This is a genomic window from Nostoc sp., assembly GCF_036917275.1.
Taxonomy (GTDB): Bacteria; Cyanobacteriota; Cyanobacteriia; order Cyanobacteriales; family Nostocaceae; genus Nostoc.
In genome coordinates this window covers 224,976-242,061 of the sequence record NZ_JBALDF010000055.1, presented here as the reverse complement: position 1 = coordinate 242,061, position 17,086 = coordinate 224,976, and the positions used below count along the sequence as shown (strand labels likewise).

Genomic DNA, 17,086 nt, shown 5'->3' with positions numbered 1-17,086 from the left:
AAGCACCAAAACATTGAGGAGCCGTGTGAGATGAAAGTCTCACGCACGGTTTTGAAGACCAACGGGGTTGGCGACAACCTCGTTGAGTTTAATATCCAGGCTGGTGAAGTATATGGACTGATTGGGCCGAATGGCGCGGGTAAAACAACTCTCATCCGCATGTTGGCAACTGCTGAGGAACCAACTACAGGTGAGATTTATATTAATGGCGATCGCCTACTCCGTGACAAGAGTAATCCTAAGCTCAAGCGTCGTCTAGGCTACTTACCCGATGACTACCCACTGTATGAGGATCTGACAGTCTGGGACTATCTAGATTATTTTGCGCGTCTGTATCGCTTACGAGAACCACGCCGCACTCAACGCTTGCATGAAGTTTTAGAACTAATCCAACTTGGTAATAAACGCCACAGTCAGATTTCTACTCTATCGCGGGGGATGAAACAGCGCTTAAGTTTAGCGCGAACCATTATCCACGAACCAATTTTACTACTACTGGATGAGCCTGTTTCTGGACTTGATCCCATTGCGAGGATGCAGTTTCGTGAAATCATTAAGGCTTTGCGAGAAGCTGGGATGACTGTAATTATTTCTTCCCACGTTCTCAGTGATTTAGCGGAACTGTGTACTTCTGTAGGCATTATGGAACTTGGCTTTTTGGTAGAAAGTACTTCTTTACAGCAACTTTATCAACGTCTTTCCCACCAGCAAATTGTGTTATCAACTTTAGGGAACTTAGAGACACTTTTTAGCGAACTAAAACATCATCCTTTAGTAGAAGAGTGGGAGGTGATTCCAGGAAAAAACAGTGTGCGGGTGAATTTTTCGGGCAAAGAGGAAGATAGTGCTGAGTTATTGCGATCGCTTATCAAAGCAGGCATTCCTCTGACTGATTTTCACTGCACGCAAGAAGACTTAGAAAGTATTTTCCTAAAATTAGGTCACAAACAAGCATCTTGATACATCAATAAATATCACTCCCCATTTTTGGAAATTTTTTTGCTATGATGCCCAATTTGATAGACAAAATCGGCGATTGGAATCCGCAACTATTGCGAGAACTCAAAGGACGCCTGAAGTTTTTGAATGTAGCGATCGCACTTGCAACATCCTTACTACTGCAAATGGTAGTTTTTTTATATCAGTTACGGGAGTTTCCTGATAAGAAATACTCACTAACTGGTACATACTGTCGTTTGCAGGAACTATACGAACAGCAGCAAAATGGGGTTTATCGGCAATCAAATCAATCTAAAATTGCTGATTTAAATGATTTTATTTCAAAGAATTATTGCCCTCAAAGCGAAATTAATTGGGAGTTGTGGTGGCGAAACCACTGCGAATATATATTTCTAACATTTAGTGTAATTTTTGTATTTACACTATTAGTTGCAGGAACTTATTTGTTAATCAACGATTTAGCCAAAGAAGAAACTCGCGGTACACTGAATTTCATCCGTCTCAGTCCCCAATCAGAAACAAGTATATTGACTGGCAAGTTACTAGGAGTTCCGAGTTTAATTTATCTGATCGTATTAGTAGCAGTTCCTTTACATTTGTGGGCTGGGCGTTCTGCCAATATTGCCTTTAGTTACATTTTGAGTTATTACGCTATTCTTGCTGCTAGCTGTGTTTTCGTTTACAGCGCCGCACTACTCTTTGGTTTAGCTACTCGTTGGTTTAGTGGTTTTCAGCCTTGGTTAAGTAGTGGTGCAGTTTTCCTTTTCTTGTGCATAACGTTTCAGATAGCATCATTTGATAATTCAACCGCTTGGTATAATTCAACGGCTTGGTTGAGGCTGTTTGCTCCTTGGGATACAACAAATTATCTATTTCATAACTTGTTCCATTTATACCAAGGTTCTCCCCTAAAAAACTTGCAGTTTTTCTATTTACCATTAGGGACAAGTATTGTTAGTGTTGTTGGCTTGCATTTATTAAACTTTGGATTGTGCAGTTACGGTATTTTACAAGTTCTTAAACGTTGCTTCCGTAATCCTCAAGCCTTAATAATCAGCAAGAAGCAAAGTTATTTACTAGTAGCTTTTTATCAATTGATGATATGGGGATTTGCACTACAAAATGGTAAAAATAATCACACATGGGATGAACAGGTTGGGGAAAATTTCGTTTTGCTGGTAGTTTACAACTTGGTGTTGATTTTAAGTTTAATTGCGGTTCTTTCCCCTCACCGTCAAGATGTACAAGATTGGGCAAGATATCGACATCAGGGAGTTTCTAGCCACAAGAGTGTTTGGCAGGATCTAATCTGGACTGAAAAAAGCCCTGCACTCGTGGCGATCGCAATTAATTTAACAATTGTTACTATCCCCTGGTTAATTTGGCTTTCACTTACATCTATTGTTGACGCAAACGATGGCCGAACTTGGATCGTTAACGAGATTGACAGGTTTAAAGTACTTTTAACTATAGCTTTGTCTATCAGCTTAATGATGATTTACGCTACCATCACCCAATTGATACTTTTGCTGAAAACTCCTAAGCGTTCTTTGTGGGCAATTGGGACTTTAGGTGGAGCCGTGTTCCTACCACCGATGATTCTAGAATTCATCGGTATCTCCTCGTGGAAATATTCTACTGTCTGGATGTTTACAACTTTTCCTTGGGCAGCTGTAGAACACGCTGGAGTGACAACAGTTTTTATGGCACTTTTAGCTGATTTGAGTGTTCTAGCGTTGTTAAACTTCCAGTTGACAAGGCAGGTGAAATTAGCAGGCGAATCTGCTACGAAAGCATTATTGGCAGGACGTTAGGTAAGTAGTTGAGACATGTTGGATCCCCGATTTCGTAAAAGTTGTCGGGGATATTGTTTTTCATGAATGATTTAAGACTGCTATATTATCTATTATTTGCCTACATCTGCTGTTAAATTTTTAATCAGCACGACAATCTGAGAATCATGTTAAATCTCCCGATTCAAGACTTACGCAACATAGCTATTCAGTTTTTAGAACAAAGTCCCCCACAGCGTCTACAAATTCTTAATAATCTAGGCATAGCTCGTTATGAATTTTTAACCAAAATACGCCTAAATGAAGCAAATATCATCTGTATAATGCGGTTTTTTAAATCTCCAAGTCAACTAAAATTTCCTAATCTTATAGGAGCAGATTTATCTGGTTTAATTTTAGATGGTGTAAACTTCATTCGAGGAAACTTATCAGGAGCAAATCTACAAGGTAGTAGTTTAATCAATGCAGACCTCTTATTTGTAAATTTTACAAAAGCCGACTTGACAAATGCAGATTTACGAGGTGCAACTCTTAACGAGACTATTTGGTTAGAGACTTTAGTAGATAAGTGTCAGCTTGGCGTAGGTAGTGGGTTAAATTATCTGCAACGTCAAGACTTACAAGTACGCGGTGCTAAATTTAATTCTTTAGAAGATGGGAATTAAAACACGAAAAATTATAAAATTATTGAATTAAAATTGTTCTGGATAAGTTAATGAGTATTAAGTTGCCCCAAAAATTGATGTTGCTGGGTTCAGGAGAACTAGGTAAGGAATTTGCGATCGCTGCTCAACGTCTTGGTAATTATGTGATTGCTGTTGACCGTTACGCTAATGCTCCAGCCATGCAAGTTGCTGATGCTTATGAAGTTATTTCTATGCTCAGTGCTGATGATTTAGAAGCTGTAGTGACAAAACATCAACCAGATATTATTATACCAGAAATTGAAGCAATCAGAACAGAAAAACTGATCGAATTTGAACATCGAGGGATTACAGTTATACCAACTGCGGCTGCTACTAACTATACAATGAATCGCGACAGAATTCGGGAACTGGCACATCAAGAATTGGGCATCAGAACAGCTAAATATGGTTATGCAACAACTCTAGAAGAATTGATTACAGTTTCTGATGAAATTGGGTTTAGTAATGTTGTTAAACCTGTGATGTCATCCTCTGGTAAAGGTCAGTCTGTGGTGCAAGATAAGAGTGAAGTTGAGAAAGCTTGGAATTATGCGATCGCTAATTCTAGAGGAGACAGTCAAAAGGTCATCATTGAAGAATTTATTAACTTTGAAATCGAGATAACTTTACTGACAATTAAACAGTGGAATGCACCGACAATTTTCTGTTCTCCTATTGGTCATCGCCAAGAACGAGGAGATTATCAAGAATCGTGGCAACCCGCATTAATTTCTGAAGATAAGATATTAAAAGCCCAAGAAATAGCCATAAAAGTCACTGATGCTTTAGGAGGAGCCGGAATTTTTGGCGTTGAATTTTTTATTACCAAAGATGAAGTGATTTTTTCTGAACTTTCTCCCAGACCTCATGATACGGGTATGGTGACATTAATATCACAAAATCTCAATGAATTTGAACTACATCTGCGAGCTATTTTAGACTTACCAATTCCTCATATAGAACAGCTAGGAGCATCAGCTAGTGCCGTTATTTTAGCTTCCGAAAAATCTGATTCTATTGCTTTTGGTGGTGTAGCCGATGCTTTGTCAGAAAAGGATGTAGATATTAGATTATTTGGTAAACCTGATGCTCATCCATATCGGCGAATGGGCGTAGCTTTAGCGAAAGGTGTTAATGTCCAAGAAGCTAGGGAAAAAGCAACTAGAGCCGCAAGTAAAATTACAATTATATGAAAAGTTAGATCCCCGACTTCTTAAAGAAGTCGGGGATCTGGACACCGCAAATTTGAACATTGGCGATCGCAGCAGCTTTGACACTGGAGCCAAACAGAAACAAACTTAAGAAACTGGGTAGAAGCCAGCTAAATTTTAAAATGTTTTCTTTGTATGTGAGGAGCATCGGTGATCGCTTTTTATGTGAGGAAGATTCTTGATAAACAAAAACCGCTCACCATTAAAGCACAATTATAAAAAGTTTTGTAAATTATCTGCTTATACGAAAAAGCATTTGTTATAAGTGTTTAATTTAACCAATATATAAGTATTCTGTAATCCTCTACGTTTAGTGAGTAATATCTCTGAAAATTCCAGCTAATTGGCAAAAAAGATTTAATTCGGACGCAGTTAGCTTTTTAATTATTTCCATACTGGATGATCTAATAGTGGTAAACAAGTATTAACTATATCTGGGCACAGCTAAATATGTCTATGAGAGTTTCCCATATCCAGAAATTCAGCCTATGGAAATTTTGTATAGTAGCCTGTACTATCAGTTTCACTATCAGCGGTTGTACGCCTCAAAAAAGAGCAATGCTCCGAGTAACTGCCGAGAATTTTCGCGATCGCGCGGCTGATGCTATTATATCGGTGAAGAAAATCTACCAACTTGATGATTTACCTAGAGATGATAATTTAGTTATTGAAAGATTACTAAATGATACCAGTATTCAATTTGAAATTCCTAGAGAAGTAAATAGAATTATTACAGGAGAAAGTCAGCAAAATATCCAGCCATCAGATGTTGAGCAAGTACTCGATGATTTGAAAGCAGAATATGACACAGCCGCAGAAATATTTAATAAGCTTGAAACAATTGATTATGAAAGTGCAAGGATAGTTGCTAAAACTGCCCAGCCGGCACGATGTTTAACAGTAAAGATGCTGCTTTTAGCCAAAAGAATTCAGGAAAAACCACCAAGACCAAGCGATCCACAACGGGTAGTCATTAGCTTTGAACTAAAGCGTCTTGGTGAACAGTATAGAAATTTAAGTATATCCTCACAACCAGAAGCAGAAGAAATCAAGCGTCAAGTTGCTAAACAGATAGATGAGTGGCGAAAAGTTAATTTTTATGAACAACAAAATTTGAATGAATCCATCTTTAAACTTTTGGTAGCGGCTGACACTGGAAGAAAACTATCAGAACTTATTGATGATTACCCTAATCTTAACTTTGAAGTTCTTGCTGCTAGAGTTACTCAGATTGTTGGGGTAGCTACAAGTTTCAGTAGTAACGACTACAGCTTGACACTCATAAAGATTAACACTTTAGAAAAAGAAGTAAACGAAGATAAAGTATTGAAAGAATTTATGAAAGAAATATCTCTTAGAAACAGACAAATACAACCACAAACATCTCAATTATGTCAATAATTTTTCGGGTGTAGCTAGTCATGAAAAATGTTCGTAATTTAACTGAATATATCAATCATGACAAACGATAACATTTTAGATACTTTTGCAGAAATAATTTCTCAGTTTCAAGCAATTCCTGGTAATCAAAGTAATTTAGAACAACTCAATAATACAGAAGAAAAATTACTGGAAATTTTCTCTCAGCTTCAATTTGAGCTTTTAAACGCGCAAAATCAGAGAAACTGGAAGCAAATAAACAAGTTGGAGTTAGCGCTTACCGAATGTAAACTTACTCTCAATAGTGTAAGAGCAGCGATTATAAATGTTAGTATCATCGGAATAAATCAAGAAAATCTAGCACAGATGCAGAAAATCTTACAAGAAATCAACACTGCACGTAAAACTCAGGTAAACATAGATTTTGCTATCCACTTACTAGGCTTTTTGCGTAAGCTATTCCTATAATTACCTAATTTTAGATTTTAAATTGTGGATTTTGGATAATGAAATTGAAGATTCAAAATTATCTCGTTTACCTCGTTCCCAGTCTCTGACTGGGAATGCATATTTTGAGGCTCCGCCTCCCTTATTCGCGGCAGAGCCTCTTTGAAAAGCATTTCCAGCCGGAGGCTAGAAATGAGGTTTTAAAGCAATACTGCTCGGTTAAGAATATTTGTAGGTTAGGTTGAACATTCGTGTTACCCAACAAACCCTGAAAAATGTTGGGTTTTGTTCCTCAATCCAACCTACACATTTTTATTTTTTAGGCAAAACCTACGCAGTATTGGGTTTTAAAAGCTTTGGGCTTAAGTTGACACTAGTGAAATACATCGAAGTGCTGCATTCATATTTTCAGTTAGTCAATTTACAATTTTCATCGCTGTCCATCCCCACCCCACTAAGAGTTGAGTGTAGGGACTACCGCGATACACATTAAAGTCCTAAATCTACGGCAATGCGGTGGGCGCAAGCAAACCCAGAAAAAGCAACTGCATTCAATCCTTGACCCGGAAACGTACTATCCCCTACACAATAAAGTCCTGGAATAGCTGTGCGATTAAAGGGCATTTTTAATAACCCCCACAACTTGCGTCGGGGAATTGGCCCATATGTGCCATCCTCACGACCCAAAAAGCGGCGATGGGTGCGGGGTGTGCCTACCTCCAAATAATCCAATCCAGCATCTAAGCCTGGAAAAATCTTCTTTAGGCGGTCAATAATTCGCCCAGCCGCCTCTTCTTTCTTCGCTTCGTACTCGCTCACAGAAAGTTCTTGCCAATCATCAATCCAGTGAGGCGTGAAGGCATGAATGATATGATATCCACTTGGTGCTAAATCTGGGTCAAGCAATGTGGGAATAGAAACAAAAATTGTCCCTTCTGCTGCTGTCATCTTTTGCCAATCTTCTAGAAAAATATGGTGGCACTCTGTCCCCGCAGGCAAAACTGACTCTTTTACCCCGATGTGCAAACTCAAAAAGCTTGGAGATTTTTGATAATTTTCTTGCCACTTTTTCTCATTATGTGGCATTTCTTCTGCTGGTAGTAATTGTTCAAATGTATCCCAGCGTGTAGCATTAGAAACTATGCGTTTACCCCGATATAGTTTACCATTAGCCAGTTGCACACCTACTGCTTTTCCCTGTTCTGTGAGAATTTTCGTGACTCTAGCTTGGTACTGAATCTTACCTCCAGCCTTCTCTAGACCTTCCACCAGTTTTTGGGCAATTTGTCCCACTCCGCCTTTAGGATAGTTCACTCCGCCATAATGCCTGTCAGAAAAGACCATCCCAGCATTAATCATTGGTGTCATATCCGATGGAACTACTGACCAGCAATAACATTCCATATCGATAAATTTTAATAATTGGGGATCTTTGATGTAGCGTCTGGCAAAATCCCCAGCATTTTGAGGCAGATACTTAACCAAACCAAGACACGCCAAAGGATGTTGGAAAAATACCCGCAGTAAATACCGAGGTTCTTCCAGCGACAGCAAATCCATGCTGTTGAGGCACTTGAATACTTTTTGGCATTCGTCATAAAAGCGACGAATCCCCTCTTCTTCATGACGAAAATGAGCAATAAGATTTTGCAAAAATTTTTCATAAACCCGGTCAACTTTCAGGTCTAAACCTTGGGGTAGATGATAGTGAATTTGCACCGGATCTGCGATCGCTTCTTGGCTGACATTTACAGCCGATAATGCACGGGTGAGTAAGTTAGTAGTGCCGTTGTGTCCCAATCCAAAAATCATCGATGCACCAACATCGAATCGATAGCCTTGGCGTTCAAAATAACCGGCGCTCCCACCTGGAATCAAATAACGTTCCAGTACCAGCACTTTCGCTCCCTTCGCCGCTAACTGGGTCGCTGTTACTAATCCGCCAATACCAGATCCAATCACGATCGCATCAAAATCTTGCATTTTTGTCTTTTGTCATTAGTCCTTTGTTTATTTTCCAATACCCAATGACAAAAAAGAGGGACGAGCCTGCTGCTGCTGACTAATCCCGTCTGCCGATCCTTAAAAGAGAGGAGAACACTGTAGAACAATATAGCCTTGATTGAGAATAGATGTCAACTACTAATGAAAAATTTTATCAATAAATTTGAGACTGTTAATTTTAGGTGTCAGCCGGATACAGGAAAGAGTATTATGGTGTTTCAGTTCTCATACAATAAAAAAGCGCCAAATTCTGACTATGACGCTACAATTGCGTGTTTATGTTCCACCCCATCCCCTGATCAAACACTGGCTGGCAGTTGCCCGTGATGCTGGCACGCCTTCAGTATTATTTCGCAGTGCGATGACTGAGTTGGGAAGATGGCTGACTTATGAAGCTGTGCGAGACTGGTTGCCGACCCAAGAAACAATGGTGCAGAGTCCCTTGGATACTTGTCCAGCAACTGTGATTGATCCACAAGTGCCTATAGCAGTAGTGCCGATTCTGCGGGCTGGACTAGGATTACTTGAGGGAGCGCAGACTTTACTACCTTTGGCATCGATTTACCATTTTGGCTTGGCACGAAATGAAGAGACACTGCAACCTCATTGTTATCTAAACAAGTTACCAGAAAAATTTGACCCCGAAACACTAGTGTTAATTACCGATCCAATGTTGGCAACAGGAGGGTCGATAATGGCTGCAATGGCAGAATTGACACAACGAGGTGCAGATCCAGCCCTGATACGGATTGTTTGTGTAGTGGCGGCTCCACCAGCTTTACAAAAACTGAGTGCAGCTTATCCAGGTTTAATAGTTTACACGGCGACTATTGACGAAACAGTTAACAGTAAGGGGTATATTGTACCAGGATTGGGAGATGCAGGCGATCGCATCTTTGGGACTTAAGCTAGTATGCAGCTAGGGCAGGAAAGTAGCATAACTACTGTAACAGTTGCAAGGTTTGTTGAAGGCGGTAAAGATATGAGTCAGCGAGATGGTTTTGGCAGTGGTTTTGTAGCAGGGGCGTTTGTCGGTGGTGTATTTGGCGGTGTCATCGGGGCACTGATTGCTTCTCGACGCGATCCCCAATTGATAGCACAGGAGGACACAGAACTGACAGATAGCCAAGCCGAAGCTAGGAAAATAGCAGCTAGGCGGCGTCAGATGAAAGCTTCCGAAAGTGAGAACATCGGCATAGAAACGGCCCGGCGATCGCTAGAAGATAAAATTGCCCAGCTAAATGCCACAATTGATGAAGTGCGAAAGCAACTAGGTAATGTGAATGGTGGTTCACCGGAAGCAACCAATGACCGTTCCCTCACTAAGGACTCCTGAATTCGTTCAGGCGTGGTGAAAATGTCTTCTGTGGTAAATGTGGAATCGGCAAACACCATGACATGGACTAAATTAAAATTAAAAGATAAGACCGCGTTTGACACTTAGTAGGAAACCAACAAATCCATGTACCTTCTAATTACCACTCTGGCTACTTTCATTCAGATTTATACTGTTTTGCTAATTATTCGGGTTTTATTGACCTGGTTCCCGACAATTAACTGGTATAACCAGCCATTTTCTGCTTTGAGCCAGATAACTGACCCTTATCTGGATTTGTTCCGCCGAGTTATTCCCCCATTGGGTGGTATGGATTTTTCTGCAATGTTAGCGATTATACTGCTTCAAGTTGTAGGTGGTTTGATAGGTGGTTTGCAAGCCTACGCATAAAGCAGAATTTGCAGTTTGCTCAAGGTTCAACTAAAAGATTTTCAGTCTGGGCTGGTTAGCCTAGACTGAATTAACTTATCTCTTAACGCCGGACTTGACCGCTAAATCCGGCTGCTTTAAACTGCTTTAGCTTTAATGGAGTAGGCTGATTCGCAGGCACAGAAATTCTCAATTCAAAATCGCTAATACCTGGTGGAACTTCGGTAATAGAACCAAGACGGGTGCGGTTTTGCATCACCGAGTCATTGTTGGCATCATAGATGCGTCCAAAAATATCCGCGTCGTAAGCTGTTTTATTAGTAGCATTTTCTGCTTTGCCAATGACAATAAAGCAATTGGCAGCTGCGCTACCACTACTGCTCACAGCCCCTTGTGCTAGTTCTGGTGGACAATCTTTATAAGAAACATCAAATAATTTAATCTGTGTCAACGCTACAGCAGGGGGAGTGATCACCCACGATAGAAAGGTGATGAGACAGGAAATAAAAATGACCGTGAGTGACCGCAACCGCATACAAGACCCCGTGACTTAATCCAACAATATGTAACTTCTAGCCTCAGCTTACCTGATTTTAAGTACAACAGGATTGAAGACTTTAATTTAACCTTTGTAATAATTAGGGAAATAAACCCTTAATTGCTATTAACTTATGACTCCAGATGAGATTGAAGCAGCTATGCTCGCAGCCTTTAATGATTGTGATGCAGCAAGCTGTCCTCTCACTGACACGCAGAAACAGATATTACTGCAAGTGGTCGAGCAAATTCAGGGAAATACCTCTGGGGCGTCAAGTATTGCTAATCCCTTAGACGAACTAAATCCAGAGGAGTTAGAAGTATTTTTACAGTTTGTTAAGGATGAAGAACAACTTAACCGCACTTGGAAAGTGCAATTACTCAACGACTGGTTACTGCAAAATGACTCTGGGACAGTACAATTTATCCGGCAACGCTATGGTTTACAGTGGCTGAATCGTGTTGAGTCATACCATTTTGATAAGTATTCTTATTTTGAGGATGCACTAAAGTTAAGAGTAGGCGATCGCATTGAAGTTTCCAATGCACTATGGGAATGGGTGCAAGAGGATGGCCCTTGTAAGCCCGAATGGTTTCCCTGTATGGTGATCAAAGTCGAGGAAATTAGCAACGGCGATGATTCCTCTACTAACTGCGTCGTTCGCTTCTTCAACGGCGCTGAGTATGAAATTCAAGGAATGTACGAATGGAATCGCTACAATTGGCGCTGGCCTCAGAAGTAGTGCTGTACATGGATAGCGGGGTGTTTAGTCGGTGCTGAGTTTTTAATCCTCGTGAATGAGTCTTTGATACTCATTAATCAGGCTCAGAACTCCGTTGATGAGTCTTTAATACTCGTTCATCGACCTTTTAACTCCGTTCACCGACCTTTTAACTCCGTTCATCGACCTTTTAACTCCGTTCATCCACCTTTTAACTCCGTTCATCGACCTTTTAACTCCGTTCATCCACCTTTTAACTCCGTTGATGAGTCTTTGATACTCGTTCATCCACCTTTTAACTCCGTTGATGAGTCTTTAATACTCGTTCATCGACCTTTTAACTCCGTTGATGAGTCTTTGATACTCGTGAATGAGTGTTTTATACTCTGACTATTGCTATAACGGTTCTCTTTACGTGAGGTACACCTGTAGGGGCACGGCACTGCCGTGCCCCTACACCTGGCGATATAATGTTGTACCGCATCTGAATGGAAACCGCTATATATACTGATGAAATTATTGCTTAAACAACGCCCAAGCCAAAAACCTTTCGGTATAATACAACGCTAAGTGATTGCTCACACCGTTAAAAACGGCATCAAAAGCGTGTTCTGCCCAAGGAATTTCTAAAAAAACCGCAGTATTACCAGATTCATGTAAACGTTTATACATTTGTCTACCAAATCGCGCTTCTACCAAATGGTCACGACTGCCGTAAATTAATAAAGTTGGTGGTAAAGGGTGCGTTAGATAATTTATTGGTGAAGCAATTTGATACTGATTAGGCAATTCATCTAAAGAACCACCGAGAAATGCTTTTAAAACAGCGCGGGTGTTGATAGGATCGGGAACTGGCGGTGTTTTGTATCCTTCAGTCAAGTTAACAGGCCCGTAATAGTTCACCACACCACGAATGGGTGGTGCATCTGGTTGATAAGCCGCTAGCATTGCTAAATGCGCTCCCGCAGAACGTCCTAAAAGTACCATACGTTTTGGATCGGCTTCATATTCTGCTGCATGTTTGCGAATAAAATTTAGGGCTGTACGCACATCATCTAACTGAGTTGGAAACTGATATTTAGATGCGTGTCGATAGTCAATTGCAAATACTGTATATCCACGATTAGCAATATATTGATTAAACTCAGAATTGGCATGAGGATTGCCATATTGCCAAGCTCCACCATAAATTACTACGACTGCTGGATATTTCCCTACCTCTGAGGGTTGGTAAACTTCCATTTTTAAAGGCACTCCCGCAGGAGTAGCAAAAATAATATCTGTTTGATGACGCGTTTTACCTAATGCAATACCCTTGAAGAAATTAACTAAGTTAAAGGGATTATTTTGCATCTTAGCCCTTACTTGGACTGGAATTTGCTCTAGATAATTTCCTCCCAATCCTTGTTTCATCGCTTTATCCATCTGCATTTGAGTCAGTGGAATATTCACTAGCACCCATCCACAAATTAGCAATCCTATCAAACTGAAAATGCAAGCTAAACGCTGTAGTTTATAACGACGGATGTAGAAAAAAGCAAGTGATAAAGAGAGCAAATTTAATAACAATAACCAAGGACTGATTTCTGGCGCTCCCACTGCTAGGGTGAGTAAAAACATATTTGGAGCCGGAAGAAGAATCCAAGAACTGAGAAACAGACTTGCAAAACTGAGTAATAATGCAAGCCAGGAGAAAAGTATTTTGGGTTTAGCAAACATAAATTAAAGTGCTGTAATAACGACTTTAAAGAAGTACAATCTATCCGCCAATGCTCCGGTTGGCAATAGTTAAATCATGTTGAGTCATATTACTTTAATAAGTATTCTTACTTTGAAGATGCACTAAAGCTGAGAGGATGTTTGAAAAGTCCATAATGATGTATCAAATATTTTTTCCCCCTCCCTAACCCTCCCCTTATGTATTGGCGAGGGAACCGAATTCTTATTGTTTCCCCCCAATATATCGGGGGGACTAAGGGGGGTAACAACGCAATTAAAATCACAGTTAACCACTTTTAAAACAACCTCTAAGATTAGGCGATCGCATTCAGCTTCTCAATTTTTTGTATAAATAAATACAAATGAGCCATATGTACGGAAATAGTTTGCCTTAAAAGTCAGAAATACTAGAGAATTGGTGCATAAGTTTTGGAATAACTTATTTCCTTAAACCCAGGTGATTTTGCAATGCTTGGCGCATCACTTCTACAGGTATAGTTTCCTGCTGCAACCAAATTTTTAAGGCTGCTACCCCTTGTTGAACTAACATTTCTAATCCATCGATCGCAATTGCACCTTGTTTTTGAGCTTGCTCTAGAAATTGCGTCGGTTTAGGGATATATATTAAATCGTAAGCGATCGCACCCGTTGGTAAATTCGCTATTTCCTCTACACTCAAAGGCGACTCATTAACTTTGGGATACATACCTATGGGGGTTGTGTTTACCAGCAGATTAGCTTGGGGAATTAGCTTTGAAAGTTCCTCCCATTGATCAACTTCTAAATTCTCACTTATGGGTGAATTGCTCCAACTCTTGGCAAATTCTTCTAATCTCTGCATATTCCGTCCAACAACATGAATTTTGGCAAAACCTAGCTGGTGACAACCTGCTACAACTGCCCTGGCTGCGCCACCATTGCCTAAAATTACCGCTACCTTCTGACTCCAATCCTGTTTATATGTTGTCTGCAAAGGAGCGATAAATCCTTCTATATCTGTATTTGTGCCCACCCATTTGTTATTTTGGCGACTAACAGTATTCACTGCGCCGATAGTTTTAGCCAGGGGCGTAATTTCTGAGAGGAAGGGCATGATTGCCTGTTTATGAGGGATTGTCACATTAAAACCGACAACCCCAATAGTAGCGAAACCTGCGATCGCTACCTCTAAATTCTCTGGTGCTATGGGAAAGGGAAGATAAACGTAATCTAATCCTAAATCAGCGATGTCTTCTCTGCGAGACGCTACGCGAACGACGAGCTGCGCTAACGCTGCATTATGCATCACTGGCGATAGCGAATGTTCTATCGGATGTCCAATTACACCGAGTAGTTTAGTTTTACCTGTAATTAATACTTTTGACATTTGTCATTAGTCATTTGTGATTTGTGATTTGTCAAGCATCAGCCTCAAAGGCTCAACGTTGAGGTTCAAAGGCTCAACGTTGAGGTTCAAAGGCTCAACGTTGAGGTTCAAAGGCTCAACGTTGAGGTTCAAAAGCTCAACGTTGAGGTTCAAAGGCTCATCGTTGAGGTTCAAAGGCTCATCGTTGAGGTTCAAAGGCTCAACGTTGAGGTTCAAAGGCTCAACGTTGAAGTTCAAAGGCTCATCGTTGAGGTTCAAAGGCTCATCGTTGAGGTTCAAAGGCTCATCGTTGAGGTTCAAAGGCTGAAACTTCAGACTTTTTTGCTTCTTTATCTCCTTCATCTTCCTCTGACTCCTCTGCTTTCTCTGCCCCCTACCTTCTTGCACTAGCCTACAATTATTAAAAGCTACTTAACATTTCTTATGATTATGCAGGCAACTACAGCCCCCTCTACAACTCCAATTCCTGGTAAATATTGGCAGTGGCGGGGGCACAACGTTTACTATGTGCGTGCGGGAGAAAAACAATCGCAACGTCCGCCTTTGCTTTTGGTACATGGATTTGGTGCTTCCACAGACCACTGGCGCAAGAATATCACAGGATTGTGTCAAAATTTTGAAGTATTTGCAATCGACCTTTTAGGATTCGGGCGATCGGCAAAACCCAAATTGCAGTACAGTGGCGACTTGTGGCGCGATCAACTCCATGATTTTATCAAAGAAGTAATTGGTCAAAAAGCAGTATTAGCGGGTAATTCTCTTGGCGGCTATGCTAGCTTGTGTGTTGCAGCACAACGTCCTGACAGTGCGGCTGGTTTAGTGTTACTCAATAGTGCCGGCCCTTTTAGCGAAAGCCAACCTACATCTGAGCCTGAAACTTTACAATCAGAAATTCAGCCACCGAAACAACCTGCTACTTTGCAGAAACTTCTCGGTGACAGTACTAAGTGGATTTTTCAACAACCTTTAGCCCAATCTCTGTTATTTCAATACGTGCGACAACGTTGGGTAATTCGACAAACCTTAGAAAAAGTTTATCTTGACAAGAGTGCGATTACAGACCAATTGGTAGAAGAAATTTCTCGCCCTGCTTACGATTCGGGTGCAATGGAAGTATTTGTGTCAGTCTTTAGCACTCCTCAAGGGGAAAAAGTTGATGTGCTACTAAAGCAATTAACTTGTCCTCTGTTGATGTTGTGGGGAGAAGCTGACCCTTGGATGAATGCTAGAGAACGTTCCCAAAAGTTTCGTCAATATTATCCTAAACTCACAGAACATTTCCTAACAGCCGGTCATTGCCCCCATGATGAAATACCTGATAGAGTAAACCAACTTTTAGGCGATTGGGTTTTGTCTATCTAAATTGCTAAAAAAACTCTTTCAACTCGCATCCACAAATATTAAGTATGTGATGCGAGTTGCACAAAGATATCAACGCCGCAAATGAAGTGCGATTCGTTCAGTCAAAACCGAGCAATCGGCGGATGACTGGCTTCTACAGGGTAATCCATGAGGATTGAGTTCGCACTTTAACCCCTTATAGATGATAAACTTCATAACCTGAGTCGATTTTATGTATCAGATACACAGCTAAAATAATTTAAAGGAAACTTTTCAGCAGAACATCCAATGCTGAGAATTAGTCTGTAAATATTATCTGGTGCGATCGCAGGAGGCAAAAAATGGGCTTGGCTGGATTAAGAATTGTGTTGGTAGAGCCAGCTGGGCCGATAAATGTCGGGGCGATCGCCAGAGTTATGAAAAATTTCGGAATACATCATTTAGTATTAGTAAATCCCCAATGCGATCCGCTATCAGTGGAAGCCTTGAAGATGGCTGTTCATGCTAAGGAAATTTTAGAATCTGCGGTATTAGTGGCGACATTACCAGAAGCATTGCATGGATGTGTACGGGCGATCGCTACTACTGGTCGCGTTCGGAGTTGGGAAACACCCTTAGAAAAACCCCGCACTGCACTACCCTGGTTACTGGAGGAACCAGAAAAACCGGCAGCCCTGATTTTTGGTAGGGAAGACCGGGGATTAAGCAATGAAGAATTAAATTATGCACAAAGGTTTGTTGGCATTCCTACGAGTCCAAATTATGTAGCCCTGAATTTAGCTACCGCCGTAGCAATCTGCTGTTACGAATTGTCACAATGCGTAGAACAACCGGATACTCAGACCTTACCCCAAACAGAACTTGCACCCTTAGATATAGTGGAAGCATATTACCAGCAATTAGAATCATTATTACTGAAAATTGGTTATGTGTATCCACATACGGCAGCTAGTCGCATGGAAAAATTTCGCCAACTATATAATCGCGCTCACCTGAAAACAGGGGAAGTAGCCATGCTGCGAGGGATTTTGCAGCAGGTAGAATGGGCGCTTAAAAACCAGAGGGATGGTGAAAACTTATAATTATTCGTTTAATATGTACGCAATCATCCCCCCAAAATAATTAAGATGGCTTATATAAACACAAAAATGCTACTTAGTGGCAAAGTTGAATTTGAGTATTAATATTGCTTAAAGATTAAGTTTTGGGTCAGGA

General features: G+C 40.6%; 18 protein-coding genes. 13 read left to right on the top strand and 5 right to left on the bottom strand.

Annotated elements, in window-relative coordinates; all coding sequences use genetic code 11:
* Positions 1-30: 30 nt before the first annotated feature.
* From V7K35_RS20850 to V7K35_RS20825, 6 genes are all read left to right on the top strand, one after another.
* Positions 31-960, top strand: a complete 930-nt coding sequence (locus V7K35_RS20850; RefSeq protein WP_335081204.1) for an ABC transporter ATP-binding protein — start codon at positions 31-33, stop codon at positions 958-960.
* Positions 961-1,004: 44 nt separating this feature from the next.
* Complete coding sequence (locus V7K35_RS20845; protein WP_335081191.1) at positions 1,005-2,774, top strand: ABC transporter permease subunit; 1,770 nt, start codon at positions 1,005-1,007, stop codon at positions 2,772-2,774.
* Positions 2,775-2,920: 146 nt separating this feature from the next.
* The gene (locus tag V7K35_RS20840) at positions 2,921-3,418 is read left to right on the top strand and encodes a pentapeptide repeat-containing protein (RefSeq protein ID WP_335081189.1); all 498 of its coding nucleotides are present in this window, start codon (positions 2,921-2,923) and stop codon (positions 3,416-3,418) included.
* Positions 3,419-3,468: 50 nt separating this feature from the next.
* Positions 3,469-4,632, top strand: a complete 1,164-nt coding sequence (gene purT / locus V7K35_RS20835) for a formate-dependent phosphoribosylglycinamide formyltransferase (protein ID WP_335081187.1) — start codon at positions 3,469-3,471, stop codon at positions 4,630-4,632.
* A gap of 576 nt (positions 4,633-5,208) precedes the next feature.
* Positions 5,209-6,051, top strand: coding sequence for a hypothetical protein (locus V7K35_RS20830; RefSeq protein ID WP_335081184.1), 843 nt, complete (start codon positions 5,209-5,211; stop codon positions 6,049-6,051).
* Positions 6,052-6,108: 57 nt separating this feature from the next.
* Positions 6,109-6,498: a hypothetical protein gene (locus V7K35_RS20825; protein ID WP_335081182.1), complete on the top strand. Its 390-nt coding sequence runs from the start codon at positions 6,109-6,111 to the stop codon at positions 6,496-6,498.
* A gap of 468 nt (positions 6,499-6,966) precedes the next feature.
* Here V7K35_RS20825 and crtH read toward each other — a convergent pair whose 3' ends face one another.
* On the bottom strand, positions 6,967-8,460 hold the full coding sequence (crtH, locus tag V7K35_RS20820) for a carotenoid isomerase (RefSeq protein ID WP_335081179.1): 1,494 nt from the start codon (positions 8,458-8,460) through the stop codon (positions 6,967-6,969).
* 277 nt (positions 8,461-8,737) lie between these two features.
* On the opposite strand from crtH, the gene upp reads away from it, so the two are divergent.
* The 3 genes from upp to V7K35_RS20805 all read left to right on the top strand — a co-directional run bounded on the left by upp (position 8,738) and on the right by V7K35_RS20805 (position 10,207).
* A complete protein-coding gene (gene upp, locus V7K35_RS20815) occupies positions 8,738-9,388 on the top strand; it encodes a uracil phosphoribosyltransferase (protein ID WP_335081177.1) in 651 nt (216 codons plus the stop codon).
* 75 nt (positions 9,389-9,463) lie between these two features.
* Entirely contained in the window at positions 9,464-9,817 is a 354-nt protein-coding gene (locus V7K35_RS20810) for a hypothetical protein (RefSeq protein ID WP_334796930.1), read from the top strand.
* A 126-nt stretch (positions 9,818-9,943) separates the two neighbouring features.
* Complete coding sequence (locus tag V7K35_RS20805) at positions 9,944-10,207, top strand: YggT family protein (protein ID WP_334796903.1); 264 nt, start codon at positions 9,944-9,946, stop codon at positions 10,205-10,207.
* Positions 10,208-10,289: 82 nt separating this feature from the next.
* Here the strand turns inward: V7K35_RS20805 and V7K35_RS20800 are convergent, their stop codons facing one another.
* Positions 10,290-10,721, bottom strand: a complete 432-nt coding sequence (locus V7K35_RS20800) for a biotin carboxylase (RefSeq protein WP_298906185.1) — start codon at positions 10,719-10,721, stop codon at positions 10,290-10,292.
* A 136-nt stretch (positions 10,722-10,857) separates the two neighbouring features.
* On the opposite strand from V7K35_RS20800, the gene V7K35_RS20795 reads away from it, so the two are divergent.
* The gene (locus V7K35_RS20795) at positions 10,858-11,466 is read left to right on the top strand and encodes a hypothetical protein (RefSeq protein ID WP_335081174.1); all 609 of its coding nucleotides are present in this window, start codon (positions 10,858-10,860) and stop codon (positions 11,464-11,466) included.
* Positions 11,467-11,517: 51 nt separating this feature from the next.
* Positions 11,518-11,835, top strand: coding sequence for a hypothetical protein (locus V7K35_RS20790; RefSeq protein WP_335081172.1), 318 nt, complete (start codon positions 11,518-11,520; stop codon positions 11,833-11,835).
* A gap of 126 nt (positions 11,836-11,961) precedes the next feature.
* Here V7K35_RS20790 and V7K35_RS20785 read toward each other — a convergent pair whose 3' ends face one another.
* The 3 genes from V7K35_RS20785 to V7K35_RS20775 all read right to left on the bottom strand — a co-directional run bounded on the left by V7K35_RS20785 (position 11,962) and on the right by V7K35_RS20775 (position 14,872).
* Positions 11,962-13,164: an alpha/beta hydrolase gene (locus V7K35_RS20785; protein ID WP_335081170.1), complete on the bottom strand. Its 1,203-nt coding sequence runs from the start codon at positions 13,162-13,164 to the stop codon at positions 11,962-11,964.
* Positions 13,165-13,603: 439 nt separating this feature from the next.
* Entirely contained in the window at positions 13,604-14,530 is a 927-nt protein-coding gene (locus V7K35_RS20780) for a shikimate dehydrogenase (protein WP_335081168.1), read from the bottom strand.
* Positions 14,531-14,536: 6 nt separating this feature from the next.
* Positions 14,537-14,872 (bottom strand): hypothetical protein, encoded by a 336-nt coding sequence (locus V7K35_RS20775; protein WP_335081166.1) that lies wholly within the window; start codon positions 14,870-14,872, stop codon positions 14,537-14,539.
* Positions 14,873-14,959: 87 nt separating this feature from the next.
* Between V7K35_RS20775 and V7K35_RS20770 the strand changes: the two genes are divergently transcribed.
* The gene (locus V7K35_RS20770) at positions 14,960-15,892 is read left to right on the top strand and encodes an alpha/beta fold hydrolase (protein ID WP_335081164.1); all 933 of its coding nucleotides are present in this window, start codon (positions 14,960-14,962) and stop codon (positions 15,890-15,892) included.
* A 320-nt stretch (positions 15,893-16,212) separates the two neighbouring features.
* Positions 16,213-16,953: an RNA methyltransferase gene (locus tag V7K35_RS20765; protein ID WP_335081162.1), complete on the top strand. Its 741-nt coding sequence runs from the start codon at positions 16,213-16,215 to the stop codon at positions 16,951-16,953.
* Positions 16,954-17,086 lie beyond the last annotated feature (133 nt).